Genomic DNA, 15941 nt, shown 5'->3' on the forward strand with positions numbered 1-15941 from the left:
TCCTGGCGGCGGGGGAAAACAACCCGATGGATGCGCTGCGCAATGCAATGATCATTGGTGCACTGCCCTTTACCATGGTGATGGGCCTGATGATGGTTTCACTGGCCAAGGCTCTCTACCGTGATGGTCAGCGCGACAAACACGCTGACTCAAGCACGCAGGCCGCTGAATAAGCACAAGTCCAAATGTCAAAACAAACGCCGCCCCAACCGGGGCGGCGTTTTTCGTTTACAGACAACGCAGGCGCTGCCCAGTGTTCCGTTTTTCAAGCTTCACGCAGGCCCGGCACCCGCGCGGGACTGGGCATTCGAGGGAACGAGAATGGGCCATGCGGCGGCGTTTAGTGCGTCCCAGTGATCTGGATCAACCTCAATCCCCAGTTCCAGCGCTTGGTTGTAGTTGGCTGCAAACTGCGCCGCCGAAATTTCATGTCGCTGAAGTTCGGGTTGTTCGACCTGACGTGTCACCGCATCCGCCAGCAATGCGGGCTGAGTTGTGCAGATGATCGTGACGGTCGAGATTTCTTTGCTGTCATCTGCATTGTCTACACGCCAGTAATGCGGGAAAGTCGCGCCGCTTTCAAAGCTCGCACCGTGCGATCCCGCCTGATCCTTCCAATAGGCCGATATATACACGCCCTGCTGCGCGACTATCGACAGGCCGTGCAGGATCAGGCCAGGATAGCGGCAGTTGGCCAATTCGATGATCGCAAAGCCCGACTTGTTGGCCTTGGAGTGCATCAGATAGGCCGCCAGCGTGCCGTGTTCGCAGACATCCGCGCCACCCGCATCCAGAACGGAGATATCGTCATTCTCGAAAACCAACCGCGGAGTCGCGCCACCCTTGGGGGCCAGTGGCGGCAGGGCAATGCGGTCGAACCCGCCCAGGCCCGCCATTTGCGACCAGGTGACCAATTGGGCAGCGTCCTCGTAGTCGCCGATCTCATGCCCGGCTCCTTCATACGCGCGGGACAGCGCGGCGATCATTTCGTTACGGGATACTTTCATGCCTGTGCCTCCTCGATCTGCGGTTTCAGTGGCAGGAACCAGCTTTCATAAGTCTGGCCAATGTCATCAATCAGCGGCGCTCCCTGATACATCGTGTTACGTACCCACAGTTTCGAACGCGGGTCGAACTTGCTGACGCCAAAGAAGGCCAGTTTGCAGCGTAACAGATCCATGGGCCGCACGTTCCGGTCCGCAAGGTTGGCCTGAATTTCGGCGTATTTGTGTTTGCTCATGGTTTGGATGCGGCGCACGATGCTTTTCAGAGCCGGGCTGCGTAGCAGGAAATGAATAACATCACTGTCCGGATGTTCTTCAAGATCCTCCAGCAACACGTCATAACATGCGCGAACACGGCGGGCGATGGGCAGCGGCATCTGTTTTTCTACCCCCGGATCAGCACCGGCAAAACCCAGGCGTGGTTCCAGCTTTTCTTCCGAGCGATACCAGAACGCATCCGATTGCTGGGGATCAGAAAAGTCGATGGCCAGCGCCCAGTCATAGCGATCCTCGATCAGCGTACGCAGCTGTTCGGTGCTCATGTCGGGGTCAATTACCGGATTGGGGACGACGGCAAAGCTGTCTTCCAGCTCGTTCACCAGTTCGGGATGAATCTCCAGACACAAAGCGTGGATAAGTTCCTGCGTCTCAAGGCTCCACGCGTCGCGGGCGTGATCCGACAGAGCCGACCATGTCTCTAACGCATCACCCTGCGCCGACAACCAGTCGCGCACCTCAGCCAGTTCCGCAATCAGAACCCGGTTGCGTTCGACCTGCTCTTCGTCTCCGGTGCGACTTTCGTTAAAGTGTTGCTCAGCCCGGTCGATCAACTCATGAAACAGCTTTATGCGCCAGTCGGTCGGGGTGGCCTTGTGCAAGACCTGCGCCAGAGCAGTTTCGCGCATCTCTATCCACTGGCTCAGCAATTCTCCGTGGTTCACCAGATAAGGCGCCATGCCCAAACCGGTCGAGTTGCCGATACCAAAGAACCGTTTCAGCCGACTGTCCAGGGCCACGGCGGTTTCGGGCGAACGCGACTTCGCAATTTGATCCACCTGATCCAGACTGAACTGTCGGAGCATGTAGCAGATGAACATCTCGGGGGCGAAGGGGCGGTTGAAGTCAGCAAACTTGGCTCGCACCTTGTTCCAGTCCGCCATGCCCAGCTTGCCACTACCGTAAACTGCAGTGGTGCGGTACAGGTATCCTACATCGGCGATCCGCCCCGCGTCAGGCTGGCGTCCGGCGCCGAGCTCCTCAAGCACATAACTGAACAGGCGCGAGCTGCGGTTGGCCCGCGACAGGCTGAAGACGCGCGCATCCACCCGGCCCGCTTCCTGTCGAGGCACGTTGCTCCGCATGTCCTCCAGCCAGATATCATCCACCTCGCCCTCACAGAGCGCCATGGTCAGATCCCAGCTGGTGGCGATCACGCGGTCGTTGCGGTCTTCGTCGGACAGGAAGTTAGAAAACAGCACGAAGCTGAATACATCATTCGGTGTTTCAATTCGGTAGACCGCGGTGCCATAACCATCGTTGTCGAGATCGAAGCGCTGTCGATCGATGGACCATTCCTCTTTCATGATCCGGCGCACCAACGTGCGCATGAAGCTGAGTGTCGACGAATGCAACGACCCCAATCGCGCAAGGTCCATGACCTCGGCTTCGGGACGCATTCTGTCGGAAATTGCAGCAATCATTTGACCCTCCTACGTCTGATATGCGTTGAGGGAATGCTTCGCCGGAACGGACGGTAGAGTAAAATTTGAACTTTCTGGGTATTTATTTGCAGAAATTATAAATTATCGGCATTTGCCTGGACTGTATTGTTAGGAAACATGGATGACATCTTGTTTGACCGGGATTGCAGAAACGTCAGAAACTCCTGCGCGGCGGTCGGCAGCGGCTGCTTGCCCGAGGTAATCATGCACAGATCACGGTACAGATCGGGTTCGGACAGTCGCCGGTAGACCAGAGACGGGTTCAGGTAATCCGGCGAGGCCAGAGCAGGCAACGCCGACACTGCCCTCCCCTGTTCGACGATTCCGACCAGCGCGGCAATGGTCAGGACAGTATAGTCGGGCTCGGATACGGAGACAGGCAAACTCCGCACGCCATCGGTCAGACGGCTGATCCCGGTGTCATCGGCCATGCCGACAAACGATTGATCCCCAAGACAGGCCCATGTCAACCTGTCCTTGCGCCGCGCCAGAGGGTGATCCGCCCGACAAATCAAACCCACATGATCCCGGAGGAAAGGAGTATAGGTCAAAACCGGATTGCCGGACCACATATTCGCAATCCCGAAATCGGCGACCCCGTTGAGAACCTGCGTTTCAACCCCACGTCCGTTATCGTCCTGAATTTGCACCGAGACATCCGGATTGACAGTTGCATAATCCCGGATAGCCTGCGGCAGTACCCGGATTGCGACGGAAGGCAGCGCAGCGATACGTACCCGATTGCGTTGTTTCCTGGCGCTGGTCCGTGCCGAAAGGATCGCATCGTCAAGGTCGCTCAGGATGGCTTCGGCCTTGTGTAGAAACTCCTTCCCCTGAGCTGTCAGCGAAACTGAACGTGTGGTGCGTTGCAGCAAAGCCGCCTCAACGTGTTCTTCGAATTGCTGGATGCTGAGGGTCAGGGCAGGCTGGGAAATAGCGAGCTCGTCCGCCGCCTTGCTGAACGACCCGCATTTCGCCACCTGCACGAAGGCACGAAGCTGCTTGAGTGTTACGTTTCTGGAAACCGGCCTGGACATGGGCAGAGTCTAAACCAGTTACGCAGCGGGTGCCTGCGAAATCGTCCCTACGTGTGACTATCTGCATAACATCAGGCACATGATGGGTTGGAGCACCGCAGCACTGCCAGATTGAAGGGGGTCTGTGAGACACTTGTGGGGTTGGCCGGCACCAAGGGAATTTCATGCTATTGGGCGTTTTCGTTCAAAAGCGAAGCCGCAGTGCTCTTCTTCTGCAGCGCTTGGTGGGAGGTTACAAACGGTCACGAAGATATCAGCCCGTCGGGTTCCAATCCTGTAAACCACCCCGACCGTTACCACTTGCAAGAGTTGATCACGGAAAATGGCACTTACCGTGTCGCGCTGAAAGACAAATGTCAGCCGGCCCGAACTTTGGTAAGAGTGGGTTTTGAGTACAACATGTGAGAAGTCTTACTGAATGCTTGGAAAGTACTCTGCCGGAGATATCTGGATATCGGTCAGCGTCGGATCTGACCGGGTCAAAAGGACTATGTCAGGCCCAACCAGACCGGCCGGCTTTCCGGATGCCAGAACGGACACAACCTGATTGAGTGCCATGTCACCCTGCATGGCCGGATCGTCAAATGGAGCTGCTAAGACCCTTCCATTCATCAAGCCACGCATGACCGTATGGCTGATATAGGTAGAGATCAGCTGCGGCGGCTCAGGATCATCTGAGTTCACAAGTACACCAATTGCCGCCTCAATCGCGGGGGCGCTGCCGATCAGATAATCGGCATCGGGATAGCGCTCCAAGGCCGCTTCGACCTGCGCCAATTGCTGACTAAGGCCCGTGTCGGCACCAAAGACTTCAAGGATTGTTACCTCGCTGCCGCTCAAGCCGTTACGCAGCCCGGTCTCCAGTGGCCCGGTCCATCCGGCTTCTGACGGGCCTGAAATGAAGATTGCGGTTTTGCGCGGCGATCCGTCGGGATGCAGCTTGGTCAAATGATGTCCAACGGCTTGTCCCATATCCTGCCAGTCGACTCCGATGCGTCCACTCAGGGTATCTGCATGGAGCTCGTTGACCAGACCAATAACGGGGGTCTTCCGCGCGGCCTGTTCTATTGACGCGATCAGATCCGGATGATCAGACGTCACTGCGCCGATGAGGATCGCGTCAACGCCCTGTTCAATGCAGGTATCAATCTGCCTGATCTGCCGTGACCGGGCGCGGTAGCCGCCCGCCTCATAGAGCAGCAGGTCCAATTCCAACCGTTCAGCCTGCTGTTCCAGGCCATAGCCGACGCTTAGCCAATATTCATCCTTGAAATGAGGAACAAGAACGCACACCAAGGGGCGCGGACCTGCCGTGGCAGCAGACCAGAACGCGACACATAGTCCGGTCGCCAAGATTGAACCAACCCAGATGGCCCCGTAGTGTCTGACAATGCGACGGACGAGATTTGACACGCGGCTGATCCAGATCCTTTCAGCAATGGGGGCGCTTGCCATTATGGTGGGTATCGTCGCGATTGCCGTCAACCGATATCTTATACGCACGCAGAACGAGCTGATCGAAACAAATCTGCCCGCGATTGAGCTGGCCAGTCGGATCGGTGCCTCTGCCGAGGTAGTTGGTACACTTGCCACAGCATTCACGCAGGCGGATACCAGCGATGACCTTGATCGAATTTCAGTCGCGCTTGGCCAGACCGTCGAAAGCATCGAAGGTGGAGTTAAGGTCTTGCAAGGCATGACCCCAGCCATGGCAGGCGCAGGGCCGGACTCTCGCGCCAGCGAAATTGTTGCGCAAATGGCCGAAAACGGACAAGAGGAGTTGCAGCTTGCCATACGGATCGCGGAACAAACAAACGAGATCATCCAGTTGGCGGGCCAACTGGATTCACTCGTCAGCGACGATACCGATCTGGCGCGACTTAGGATAACAGCCGGCATCGTAGGGATTTATACCGATTCTGACGGTGACCCGCGCCTGGCACTGGACGAGCTTGCGGATCGCCATTTCTTTGCCTTTGAACGGTTGACCGAGCTTGCAAACGTGGTTGATGCGATCCGGCTGAAGCTGCAGCAGGTTCAGGTGATTGCCGCGCCGGATGCGCTGGCGGATCTGCGCGCCGAGCTATCGGATCGTCTGAATTTGGCCGACCGCCGAATCCGCTATCTGCCGACACCTACGGCGCGGGAAGCGGCGCAGGCTGCGCTGCACCAGCTGCAGGATACCGTTGCGCAAGGTGGGCTGGTCGATACGCAGCGGGACAGAATCGCCTTGCAGATGGCGATTGCTGACGACAGTCAACGCCTGCAATCCATGATCGCCAGCCTGTCGTCGCAAGCCCGACAGGCACGCGACGCCGTGCAGGCCCAGGGGGTCGCCCAGATCGCGGCAGCAGAACGGCAGTCGTCAGTGATGAACATCGCATTGCTTGTGGTGGTCGCTGCAGCAGTAATCACCGGTTCGATATTGTGGCTTTACGCCCGACAGCAACTGGTCGACCGTCTGGGAGAGCTGGCCCGACGCATCGTGGCCGTGGCGGAAGGGGAATATGGCGCTCCGATGAAGATCAGCGGCCATGATGAGATCGGGCGTATGGAAAAAGCGCTCAATATCCTGCGTCGCCGTGCAAGCGAAGCGGCCGATCTGCGCGAACATCTGGAAGAGGCGGTGATCGCACGTACCGGCGATGTCGTTGCCGAGATGCAGGCCTCGGACGCGGCACGCACAGAGGCCGAGGCTGCAAACCGCAGTAAGACCGAGTTTCTGGCCCGGATGAGTCATGAAATCCGCACCCCGCTGAACGGTATTATCGGGATGTTGGGGTTGCTGGAGGCCGAAGTGACGGACAAGGCCCGGCAAGACCGGGTGCGAACGGCACACCGCTCGGCCCGCGAATTGCTGGAGATCACCAATGACATCCTGAATTATGCCAGCAGTGAAGACAGCGGCAATCGCACGAACCCTGTGCATTTTCACCTGCGCGATCTGGTTGGCCAGCTTGGTCACCAGCTGCAGTCGCTGGCAGCAAAGACGGGGCTGCAAACCGTTGTTGAACTCGCAGAGCCCGCCCCTCCGGTGCTGTTCGGCGATGTTGTGAAAATCCGTCAGATACTGGGCAACCTGATCTCGAACGCGGTCAAGTACACCAAGCGCGGGACTGTCACGCTTACCGTGGACCATGCGGTGGCGGACGACACCGGACAACCTGTTGTCAGCTTCACGGTGGACGACACCGGAATAGGCATGACGCGCGAAGCTATCGCTCAGGCCTTTGACGCCTATTCGCGGACAGCAACCGTGAAACGCGCGGGAATTGAAGGGCTCGGCCTCGGCCTTGCAATATCGCGTAATCTGACCGAAGCGCTCGGCGGGGCGCTGAGCATTGAAAGTGAGCCCGGCGTCGGCACCCGGTTTACTCTGACCGTCCCGTTGATGCCCGGCGATGCCGATTGTGTGGCCGAAGACGAAACCCACTTGTCCGAGGCTGATCTCAACCGCAATGTCCTGGTGATCGACGATCATGCGGTGAATCGCATGGTCGCACGCGGATATCTTGAGCGGCTGGGCTGTCGGGTGCAGGAAGCCGAAACCGGAATGGCCGGATTGAAGTGCTGCCGCGACAACCGCTTCGATCTGATCCTGATCGATCTTGATTTGCCGGACATGCGGGGCGAGGAAGTGGCCGCACGGATCGGTGCCGGGGAACACGCACCGATGCTGGTCGCGTTGACGGCGCATCTGATTGACGACACGAAACAGAACCGCGCCCAATTAGGTGTTGCCCGCATTCTAGCCAAGCCGATCTCGCCCAGAGCTTTGACGGAAGTTCTTTCGCCCGTCAGCCCAACCGAAACACCCCTGCGCGAAACCGCGGTTCTGGACAGTCTTCGCAGCGATATTTCAGATCTGGGCCCGGAAACAACCGGGCTGATCGTTTCCGAGTTTCTGCGCGCATTGCCCGAGGCTTTGGAAACGATCAAATCCACACGGGCCGATCAACAACGCAAGGCCGCCCACCGGTTGAAAGGGGCCGCCTCGAATTTCCAGCTTGAGGCGCTGTGTACGCTGCTTGCCGAGTTGGAGGCACAAGACTGTGATGCCAGCGAGGCCCTGTTGGATCGGGTTAGCGCCAGTGCCAAGACCGCGGCATCAACCCTTGAAGCGGCGGCTGCAGAGGCGGGGCTTCAGGTCGAGGCCGGATCAACGAAGTGATAGCCCTGACCATGTTGGGTCAGAATCCATTCTGGATTGGCCGGGTCCTTTTCCAGCTTCTTGCGCAGCCGTCCAACCACCACATCGATCATCCGGTCGTTGGCGCGGTTGGAGCTGCGGCCGATCAATTCGGAGAGCCGCGCGCGGCTGAGCGTCTGCCCAGGGTGATCCGCAAGCGCGGTCATGATCGCGAATTCCTGAGGTGTAAGTGTTTCTGTTCTTGCTGCCGAGACCAACCGGTGTCGAATCCGATCAAAACACCAAACGCCAAATAATTCGACCGGTGGAGGGCCCTCGGGTGCCTGCCCGATATCCGCAATCCGGGCCAACAGGTTTTTCACGCGCGCCGCCAACTCACGTTTGTCGAATGGTTTCGTCACATAGTCGTCGGCGCCCATTTCCAATCCGACGATCTTGTCGACCTGATCATCGCGGGCTGTCAGCAGAATGATACCGACCCGTGATTTTGCCCGCTGTTCACGGGTGATCGTCAGGCCATCCTTTCCGTCCATGTTGATATCAACCAACAACAGATCCGGCGGATCGTATTCGATGATGCTCTCCATCTCGTCCGCGTCCTCGGCCATGCTGACACGATGCCCCTGTTCTTGCAGGTAAGCGGCAAGCCGCAACCGGGTTGTGCGGTCGTCTTCGACAATGAGGATATGCTGCGCCATATGCTGCTTTTACATTTCTTTACATATTCGGACAACCGCAGTTGTGCGCAATCAAAGCGACAGCTTTGCCCAAGAAATATTGTGCGCCCAGAAGCCAGCCACAGGAGGCCCGATATGTCTTTCTCAACGCCAACCCGCCGCGCCTTTTTGCAAGGGGGTATCGCCACCTTCGGCGCAACTGCTCTGATGAATTCCACTGCACTTGCAGCGCTTGACCCCAACTCATTCGGGGGCCGCACATTCCACGCGACCCATTTCGGTCCGTTTGAGGCCGTGGTCCGCGATGGCAAGCTGATCGGCATCAACAAAATCATGGAGCTTGATGCCCGTCCCACCGAGATGCTGGCCTACGGCGTCATGGACCGTACCTATGACAAGAGCCGGATCAACTATCCAATGGTGCGAAAATCCTATCTGGAAGGTTGGGAAAGTGGCGACATCAAGCCTGAATTGCGCGGCAAGGAGGAATATGTCCGCGTCGATTGGGATACCGCCTGGAGCCTGGCAGCGAAGGCTTTGCTGGATACTGCCACCAACCACGGAAACGAAGCAATCTTCAGCTCGTCCTATGGCGGCTGGTCGAATGCCGGCGTGTTCCGTCCGAATGTTCTGCAGGGGCGTTTGATCAATCTGATGGGCGGCTGCACGAACACTGCGGGCGACTGGTCGGCCGGTGCCGGACAGGTTTGCCTGCCTCATATCATCGGCGACATGGAAGTTTATTCCGCGCAATCCGCCTGGGAAACCATCCGCGACAATACCGAACTGTTTGTGCTTGTCGGCTGTGACCCGATCAAGAACAACCGGATCGAGTACCGCGTGGCTGACCACGGCATGTATGCCCATTGGGAAGAAATCCGCGATGCGGGCGTCAAGTTCATCTCGATCAACCCGCAGCGCACCGCCAGCGACGACTATCTGAACGCAGAATGGAAGCGGATCATACCAAACACCGATACCGCCCTGTTCCTGTCGATGGCCTATCATGCGCTGGAAAACGGTCTGGAAGATCAGACCTATATGGACAAGTACACAGTCGGCAGCGACAAGTGGATTGCCTATGTGAAAGGTGAAACCGACGGCACACCGAAAACACCCGCCTGGGCCTCGGCAATCACCGGCATTGACGAGCAGGAAATCAAGGATCTTGCCGAACTCATCGCGTCGTCGAAAACCAGCATCGCGGGTTCCTGGGCCATCCAACGCGCCCAGCATGGCGAAATGGCCTATTGGTCGCTGATCAACTTTGCGGCCTTGCTTGGCAAGATCGGTAAACCGGGCGAGGGTGTCGGGTTCTCGTGGCACTACGGTAACGGCGGTATGCCTCAGGGTGGCAACGCCACACCGGTCGGCATGAGTCAGGGCCGGAACTTCGTCAAGAAGATCGTCCCGGCCTCGCGCATTACCGAGGCGCTGGAAAGCCCGGGCGTGGATTTCTTCTATAACGGACAGACCAACACCTATCCCGACATCAAGATGATCTTCAACGCCGGCAACAACTTCATGTCGCACCAGCAGGATACCAACCGGCTGATCCGCGCGCTTGAGAAGGTCGACACCATCGTCTCTGTCGATGTGTGGTGGACAGCTGCAACCCGTTGGGCCGATATCGTTCTGCCTGCGGCCTCGACACTGGAACAGGATGACATCACGTCGGGCGGCACCTATTCGAACGACCGTGTCTACGCGATGAAGAAAGTGATCGAACCCATTGGCGAAAGTCTGCCCGACTACGAAATTTTCGAAGGTCTGGCTGACAAGCTGGGTCTGTGGGCGCAGTTTACCGACAGCGAAGACAAGATGTATCACATCAAACTGGCCTACGAGGCTTCGGGCGCGGCCAAAGAAACCCCGTTCGAGGAGTTCTGGGAAAAGGGTTATGCCCGGATGCCGGTACCTGCAGAGGCCCGGAAATGGGTACGGCACGGCGAATTCTATACCGACCCGGAAGCAAACCCGTTGCACACAGCCTCGGGCAAGATCGAGATGTTCTGCGAAAATATCGCAAATATGGAGATCGAGGACTGTCCCGGTATGCCCATGTGGATGGAGAAACACGAATACCTCGGCAACGCCAAGGAAGGTCAGTTGCATGTCGTGTCACCCCACCCGTGGTACCGCCTTCACAGTCAGATGGACCAGTCGGCAACGCTGCGTGGTATCTATAAAGTTCAGGGGCGCGAGCCGGTGCGGATCAATGCCGAAGACGCCGCAGCACGCGGTATCGAAGACGGCGATCTGGTCGAGCTTTACAACGACCGGGGCACCGTTATCGCCGGGGCCGTTGTCAGTGACGAGATCATGCCAGGCGTCGTTTCGATCTACGAAGGTTGCTGGCCGTCGCTGGACAGCAAGGGACGTTGTAACTCGGGTCTGGTGAACTTCCTGACTTCGACACAGCGCGCATCGGGTCTCAGCGAGGCCACGTCTGCCAACACGGTACTGATCGAAATGCGCAAATGCGAAGACCCGGAAGGGCCGAACATGGCCTACGATAAACCGGCGATCATCGAAGACATGGAGCTTGCCGCGATTGATGACGACAAGCTTGGTCTGGAGCGGCTCGAAGCTTTGACGGCATCTCTTTATGCTGACATGACCCCGGGCGAGAAGATGTTCTTCCAGCGCTGTACTGTCTGTCACGCCCCACGGGAAGTGACCCATTACACGCAACAACAGTGGAAAGGTATCGTGCCGTCGATGTTCGAACGGGCCGGCCTTGATGACAGCGAACGCGAACTTGTCATGGAATACTTGATGATGAACGCGGCCGACGCCAACTAAGACACCGGAGACCAGCGCGGCCGGGTCAACGCCCGGCCGCGCAACACTTAAGATAATCCCCATTACTTGCAGGAGGGTCCGATGCTGGACAACACAAACAGCAGTGGTTGCGGCCAGAATGCCTACCCTTCTGACCTGACCCCCATCAAAACTGCGCGCATTAGCGCATCTTCGACATCCAAAAGAAAAGCGCGGTATCCGCTAACTCCGCTGGTCGATGGTTTTGGCCGAACCGTCAATTATCTGCGCCTGTCCGTCACCGACCGCTGCGACCTGCGCTGCACCTATTGCATGGCCGAGAAGATGTCCTTTCTTCCCAGGCGCGACCTTCTGAGCCTCGAAGAGCTGGCCCGCCTCAGCGACATTTTCATTCGGCGCGGTGTGCGCAAGCTGCGCATTACCGGAGGCGAGCCTCTGGTGCGCCGCGATGTAATGGATTTGTTTCGGGATGTGTCGCGGCACCTGCGATCCGGCGTGCTGGATGAATTGACACTCACCACCAACGGAACATTGCTGGCACACCACGCGGATTGCTTGGCGGCTTGCGGTATAAAGCGGATCAACGTCTCGCTCGACACGCTAAACCCGGATCGATACCGCAGCATGACACGGCTTGGTGATATTCGCATGGTTCTGGCTGGGCTGGATGCCGCGCAGGACGCGGGCCTGAAGGTCAAGCTGAACGCGGTTGCCAGCCGAGGTGCGTTCGAAGACGAAGTTGACGAATTGATCCGCTTTGCCCATGGGCGCGGCATGGGTTTGACCCTGATCGAGGAAATGCCACTGGGCGATACTGGCCTGGACCGAAATAATAGTGTGTTGTCCCTGCGTGTTCTGCAATCGGACCTGGCGCGCCGATGGACGCTGACCCCGCTAACCCGTAGCTCTGGCGGTCCGGCGCGCTACGTTCGGGTTGCAGAGACTGGTGGCCAGCTTGGGTTCATTTCCCCGATGTCCTGCAATTTCTGCGCACTCTGCAATCGGGTGCGGGTCAGTTGCACCGGACGCCTTTACACCTGCATGGGCGACGAAGGATCGGTTGATCTGCGCGCAAGCCTGCGCCGATCCGAGGACGAGGTATCGTCCGCCATTCGAAGCGCGTTGCTGACCAAGCCTGAACGTCACCGCTTCGACATTTCCCAGATGTCAAAACCAGCCGTAGCGCGGCACATGTCCGCGCTTGGCGGATGAACCTCTTATAACCTCACAGCGAAACGTAAGATGAAACTCGGATCTCCAACCACAGCCACCCCGCATGCTCTTGCCCCGGTTTCGGTGTTTGCCGAAACCATTGAGGTCCAGATGCTGAACCAAGGTGAAGCGGGAACAATTGTGTTTGAACCGCGATTTGTCTCTGCTCTGGTCGGTGATATCGTGGTCTTCCGCGCAGCGGACAAGGGTCACAATGCCGAAACCGTCAAAGGTGTGGTTCCCGGCGGGCAAGCGCCTTTCGTAGGCAAGATCAATGAAGAGGTTGAGCTGACTTCCGATGGCATGATCGGGGTTAAATTCAAACCGCATCTCGGGATGGGTATGGTTATGGTCATGGAGGACGGCGCTCTTGCTATGCAGGACGGGTTCCTCAACGCCAAGTTACCCAAGAAAGCATGTGAAGAAATCATTTCCGAAAGCATGAGCTAACAAAAAGGAGAGTTGAAGATGACCAGAGATCTGCCCGGCGCCGCAGGTGCGCTTGCCAATAAACACCCCGCCATCTGGGACGCCTATTCCGCACTCGGATCAGCAACCGCAGAGGCGGGGAACCTCACGGAACGCGAACGTCGACTTGTTAAACTGGCACTCGCGATCGGCGCTGCGTCCGAGGGAGCGGTACATTCACATAGCCGTCGGGGGCTGGCCGAGGGAATTCCGGTCGAAGATTTGCAACAGGTCGCGCTTTTGGCGATTGGTCCGCACGGGCTTCCGCGTGCCGTCGCAGCGGGAACGTGGATTTCGGACGTGACCGAGACGTAAACAAACGCGAGTAGTGAGATCCTAACCACGTGTTGCTCGCACTCTGACTCAAGGTAACTCCTGACGGATGTGTCGCAAAATTTGTTGCCCAATTGACGAGCATGCAGGGATTGACGTTTGTTCCTATCGAATAGGAATTGAACAGGTTTCAGAACGATCTCCTTGAAAGGCTGCCATTCCCTCAAGGATGTGGTTTTGTACGCAGTTTACTTTTATCTGCGGTACACAGTGTCTTATCGTGACCTTGAAGAGATCATTGCCGAACGCGGTGTTCTGGTTGACCACGCTACTCTCAATAGGTGGGTTGTGAAGTATTCGCCGGTGGTTGCTGCACGTGCGAAATCGAAGAAGCGCCCGACACAGAATTCCTGGCGCATGGACGAAACCTACGTACGTGTTCGTGGCAAATGGATGTACCTCTATTGAGCGGTCGACAAAGCAGGAGACACTCTTGATTTCATGCTGTCTGAGCGCCGGAACGGAACTGCGGCAACAAAATTCTTTGCCAAAGCGCTGTCGTCAAATGAAACCCCCGCCAAGATCGTCATCGACAAGAGCGGAGCAAACAAATTCGGAATTCGCGAAATCAACAGAATCCTGAAGCGCTACGGTTGTCCGGCCACTGTGCAGGTGATCAGGTCCAAATACCTAAACAACATCGTGGAACAGGATCATAGATTTATCAAACGTCGCGTGCGTCACATGTGTGGGTTCAGATCTTTCGAATCTGCGTCACTAACCGGGACGGTATCGAGGTCGCCAACATGATCCGAAAGAGACAATTTCCAAATACAACTATATCCGGATTTCGACTGTTCGTTCAGTTGGCAGAAAAAGTGTTCCCAGTGAAATGCCAGAACTTACCGCTCAATAAAGTTTGCGACATAACCAACTTAGGCCTGCTACGAAGGCAATGATTTTATCATTGCAGCACACTCTCAGCGTTTGCTTCGAACGGCATTCCCACGTTAATTACACGACTGAAAGACAGGCACATTCCGCAAGGTGATTGACACGCTGGGTTGTGCTGCCTTGAATAAGGGCTCCAACTGAGCCCAATCCGCGACGCCCAGTCACAATCAAATCAGCATTGCAATCCTTCGCACAATTGATGATATTCTCTGCTGGATCACCAGTTTCCAGATGTGTTTCTGTAACGGCTTGACTGTATTTTTCTGCAATAGCCTTTCCAGCAGAAAGAATTGTCTCCCCCGCTTTTTGCACTTCTTCGGCTGATGGCATTGTAGTGGCTGCATGGTAGCCTGCAACAGCTCCCAGCGCGAACGCAACCGTCTGCGGCTGCGGAGTGTGCACCAGATGAATATCCGAGCCGTACTTCTGCGCTAGATCGCAAGCCACGCTAAGCGCTTTTTCTGAAGCTTCCGAACCATCCAGTCCGACAACAATTTTATTGAACATTTCTTCCTCCTAAACTCGGTGTTAATAGCCTGCCCACAGACACACATTTTTTATTGAATAGAAGGTAGGTTACCGTACAACGGACAACACCGTAAACGCACTTTTGATCAGCTTCTTTTTCACCTGTGCTAACTGCAAAAGAATTATTGTGGCTGCCGGGCGATCATCAGTTTCGTGGTTTCACTACTTTTTCTGCAACGTGCTTCTGGTCGTCCTGCTCCGTTGAGCGCTCAGATTGGTAAAGCGGGTCCTGCCGTTTGGTGCCACCAATAAAGGCAAACCAATAAGCCAGGGCGACGCCACCTGCCCCACCAACAATATTGCCCAAAGTAACCCACAGCAGATTGGTCGCTGCAGCGAAAATCGGCACAGTTGCCCCCGCTGCCCAGCCCTGCGGGAAGAAATACATATTTGCAATCGAGTGCTCGAGCCCCAACAACACAAATGCGGTGACGGGCCACAAGACAGCCAGGACTTTACCAGCTACAGTGCGGGCGGCGAAGGACAGCCATACGGCAAGGCAAACCAGTCCATTGCATAAAGCCCCGCGGGCGAATGCTTCCATCGGCTCCAATCCCGCTTTGGCATTGGCTATCGCCGCAGCAGTGCTACCCATCGGCCCCTCGAGCAGGCCGGTAAAGACAAAAGCCAACGCAAGTCCGATGGCACCCGCGAGGTTGCCAACATAGACAATTCCCCAGCTTCGGAACAACAAGCTCAGCGGTATCTTGCGGTCAACTGCCGCCATTACCATCAGAACATTGCCTGTGAACAATTCTGCCCCGCCTGCGATTACCAGGATAAGTCCAAGCGAAAACACTGCGCCACCCAGAACACGGACCGGCCCCGAAGTGCTGTCTGCTCCAGTGATCGCCATTGTATATGCTGCTGCGCCAAACCCTATGAACGCTCCGGCGAGCATTGCAAGAACAAACATGGGCGCCACTGGCAACTTTGCTTTTGCCACCCCGGCAGTCTCGACTAACGCTGCAATTTCGGCAGGCTTGTGAGCATCAAACGGGGTCGGGGTGTTCATATGGCCCTCCAATGTTAGTGCGGATAAACGTAACAGGAAGCTAACGGCCTGTCTTGTGACCTGAAAAATGCGCGAATAGAACCGCAAGTGTTCTCCGCTCCACTGAGGTTCAGAAAGG

Annotated in this window: 13 protein-coding genes and 1 pseudogene; 7 read left to right on the top strand and 7 right to left on the bottom strand. The window is 56.8% G+C overall.

Going from position 1 to position 15941, the window contains the following annotated elements; all coding sequences use genetic code 11:
* Positions 1-173: BCCT family transporter (locus tag GOX88_RS22140; protein ID WP_170407251.1), on the top strand; the 173-nt coding region annotated here is incomplete at its 5' end.
* Positions 174-272: 99 nt separating this feature from the next.
* On the opposite strand, the gene GOX88_RS22145 is transcribed toward GOX88_RS22140, so the two are convergent.
* From GOX88_RS22145 to torT, 4 genes are all read right to left on the bottom strand, one after another.
* Entirely contained in the window at positions 273-1007 is a 735-nt protein-coding gene (locus GOX88_RS22145; protein ID WP_170407254.1) for a DUF3726 domain-containing protein, read from the bottom strand.
* Positions 1004-2704, bottom strand: coding sequence for a hypothetical protein (locus GOX88_RS22150; protein WP_170407257.1), 1701 nt, complete (start codon positions 2702-2704; stop codon positions 1004-1006). Before GOX88_RS22150 ends, GOX88_RS22145 begins: the two co-directional genes overlap by 4 nt.
* A 95-nt stretch (positions 2705-2799) precedes the next feature.
* On the bottom strand, positions 2800-3762 hold the full coding sequence (locus GOX88_RS22155) for a LysR family transcriptional regulator (protein WP_170407260.1): 963 nt from the start codon (positions 3760-3762) through the stop codon (positions 2800-2802).
* Between the two features lie 411 nt (positions 3763-4173).
* Positions 4174-5247 (bottom strand): TMAO reductase system periplasmic protein TorT, encoded by a 1074-nt coding sequence (gene torT, locus GOX88_RS22160; RefSeq protein WP_254443403.1) that lies wholly within the window; start codon positions 5245-5247, stop codon positions 4174-4176.
* On the opposite strand from torT, the gene GOX88_RS22165 reads away from it, so the two are divergent.
* Positions 5219-7933, top strand: a complete 2715-nt coding sequence (locus GOX88_RS22165) for an ATP-binding protein (RefSeq protein WP_254443404.1) — start codon at positions 5219-5221, stop codon at positions 7931-7933. The two genes, torT and GOX88_RS22165, sit on opposite strands and share 29 nt — an antisense overlap.
* Here GOX88_RS22165 and GOX88_RS22170 read toward each other — a convergent pair.
* Entirely contained in the window at positions 7906-8610 is a 705-nt protein-coding gene (locus GOX88_RS22170; protein ID WP_170407265.1) for a response regulator, read from the bottom strand. The genes GOX88_RS22165 and GOX88_RS22170 overlap by 28 nt on opposite strands.
* A 114-nt stretch (positions 8611-8724) precedes the next feature.
* On the opposite strand from GOX88_RS22170, the gene GOX88_RS22175 reads away from it, so the two are divergent.
* The 5 genes and pseudogenes from GOX88_RS22175 to GOX88_RS22195 all read left to right on the top strand — a co-directional run.
* Positions 8725-11394, top strand: a complete 2670-nt coding sequence (locus tag GOX88_RS22175; RefSeq protein WP_170407268.1) for a molybdopterin-dependent oxidoreductase — start codon at positions 8725-8727, stop codon at positions 11392-11394.
* A gap of 81 nt (positions 11395-11475) precedes the next feature.
* Positions 11476-12585 (top strand): GTP 3',8-cyclase MoaA, encoded by a 1110-nt coding sequence (gene moaA, locus GOX88_RS22180; protein ID WP_170407270.1) that lies wholly within the window; start codon positions 11476-11478, stop codon positions 12583-12585.
* A gap of 30 nt (positions 12586-12615) precedes the next feature.
* Positions 12616-13035, top strand: a complete 420-nt coding sequence (locus tag GOX88_RS22185; RefSeq protein ID WP_170407273.1) for a plastocyanin/azurin family copper-binding protein — start codon at positions 12616-12618, stop codon at positions 13033-13035.
* Positions 13036-13053: 18 nt separating this feature from the next.
* On the top strand, positions 13054-13368 hold the full coding sequence (locus GOX88_RS22190) for a carboxymuconolactone decarboxylase family protein (protein ID WP_170407275.1): 315 nt from the start codon (positions 13054-13056) through the stop codon (positions 13366-13368).
* A 156-nt stretch (positions 13369-13524) separates the two neighbouring features.
* Positions 13525-14198: pseudogene (locus tag GOX88_RS22195) on the top strand (IS6 family transposase); the annotation flags it as partial.
* A gap of 142 nt (positions 14199-14340) precedes the next feature.
* Here GOX88_RS22195 and GOX88_RS22200 read toward each other — a convergent pair.
* Positions 14341-14787, bottom strand: a complete 447-nt coding sequence (locus tag GOX88_RS22200; protein WP_170407277.1) for a universal stress protein — start codon at positions 14785-14787, stop codon at positions 14341-14343.
* Between the two features lie 166 nt (positions 14788-14953).
* Positions 14954-15823, bottom strand: coding sequence for a formate/nitrite transporter family protein (locus GOX88_RS22205; protein WP_170407280.1), 870 nt, complete (start codon positions 15821-15823; stop codon positions 14954-14956).
* Positions 15824-15941: the final 118 nt, after the last annotated feature.

This window comes from Ruegeria arenilitoris, assembly GCF_013030985.1.
Lineage (GTDB): Bacteria > Pseudomonadota > Alphaproteobacteria > Rhodobacterales > Rhodobacteraceae > Ruegeria > Ruegeria arenilitoris_B.

Bases quoted from the DNA above. Each gene is read 5' to 3' on its own strand.
- GOX88_RS22145 (WP_170407254.1), bottom strand. From the start codon at position 1,007: ATGAAAGTATCCCGTAACGAAATGATCGCCGCGCTGTCCCGCGCGTAT.
- GOX88_RS22150 (WP_170407257.1), bottom strand. From the start codon at position 2,704: ATGATTGCTGCAATTTCCGACAGAATGCGTCCCGAAGCCGAGGTCATG.
- GOX88_RS22155 (WP_170407260.1), bottom strand. From the start codon at position 3,762: ATGTCCAGGCCGGTTTCCAGAAACGTAACACTCAAGCAGCTTCGTGCC.
- GOX88_RS22165 (WP_254443404.1), top strand. From the start codon at position 5,219: ATGGTGGGTATCGTCGCGATTGCCGTCAACCGATATCTTATACGCACG.
- GOX88_RS22170 (WP_170407265.1), bottom strand. From the start codon at position 8,610: ATGGCGCAGCATATCCTCATTGTCGAAGACGACCGCACAACCCGGTTG.
- GOX88_RS22175 (WP_170407268.1), top strand. From the start codon at position 8,725: ATGTCTTTCTCAACGCCAACCCGCCGCGCCTTTTTGCAAGGGGGTATC.
- moaA (WP_170407270.1), top strand. From the start codon at position 11,476: ATGCTGGACAACACAAACAGCAGTGGTTGCGGCCAGAATGCCTACCCT.
- GOX88_RS22185 (WP_170407273.1), top strand. From the start codon at position 12,616: ATGAAACTCGGATCTCCAACCACAGCCACCCCGCATGCTCTTGCCCCG.
- GOX88_RS22190 (WP_170407275.1), top strand. From the start codon at position 13,054: ATGACCAGAGATCTGCCCGGCGCCGCAGGTGCGCTTGCCAATAAACAC.
- GOX88_RS22200 (WP_170407277.1), bottom strand. From the start codon at position 14,787: ATGTTCAATAAAATTGTTGTCGGACTGGATGGTTCGGAAGCTTCAGAA.
- GOX88_RS22205 (WP_170407280.1), bottom strand. From the start codon at position 15,823: ATGAACACCCCGACCCCGTTTGATGCTCACAAGCCTGCCGAAATTGCA.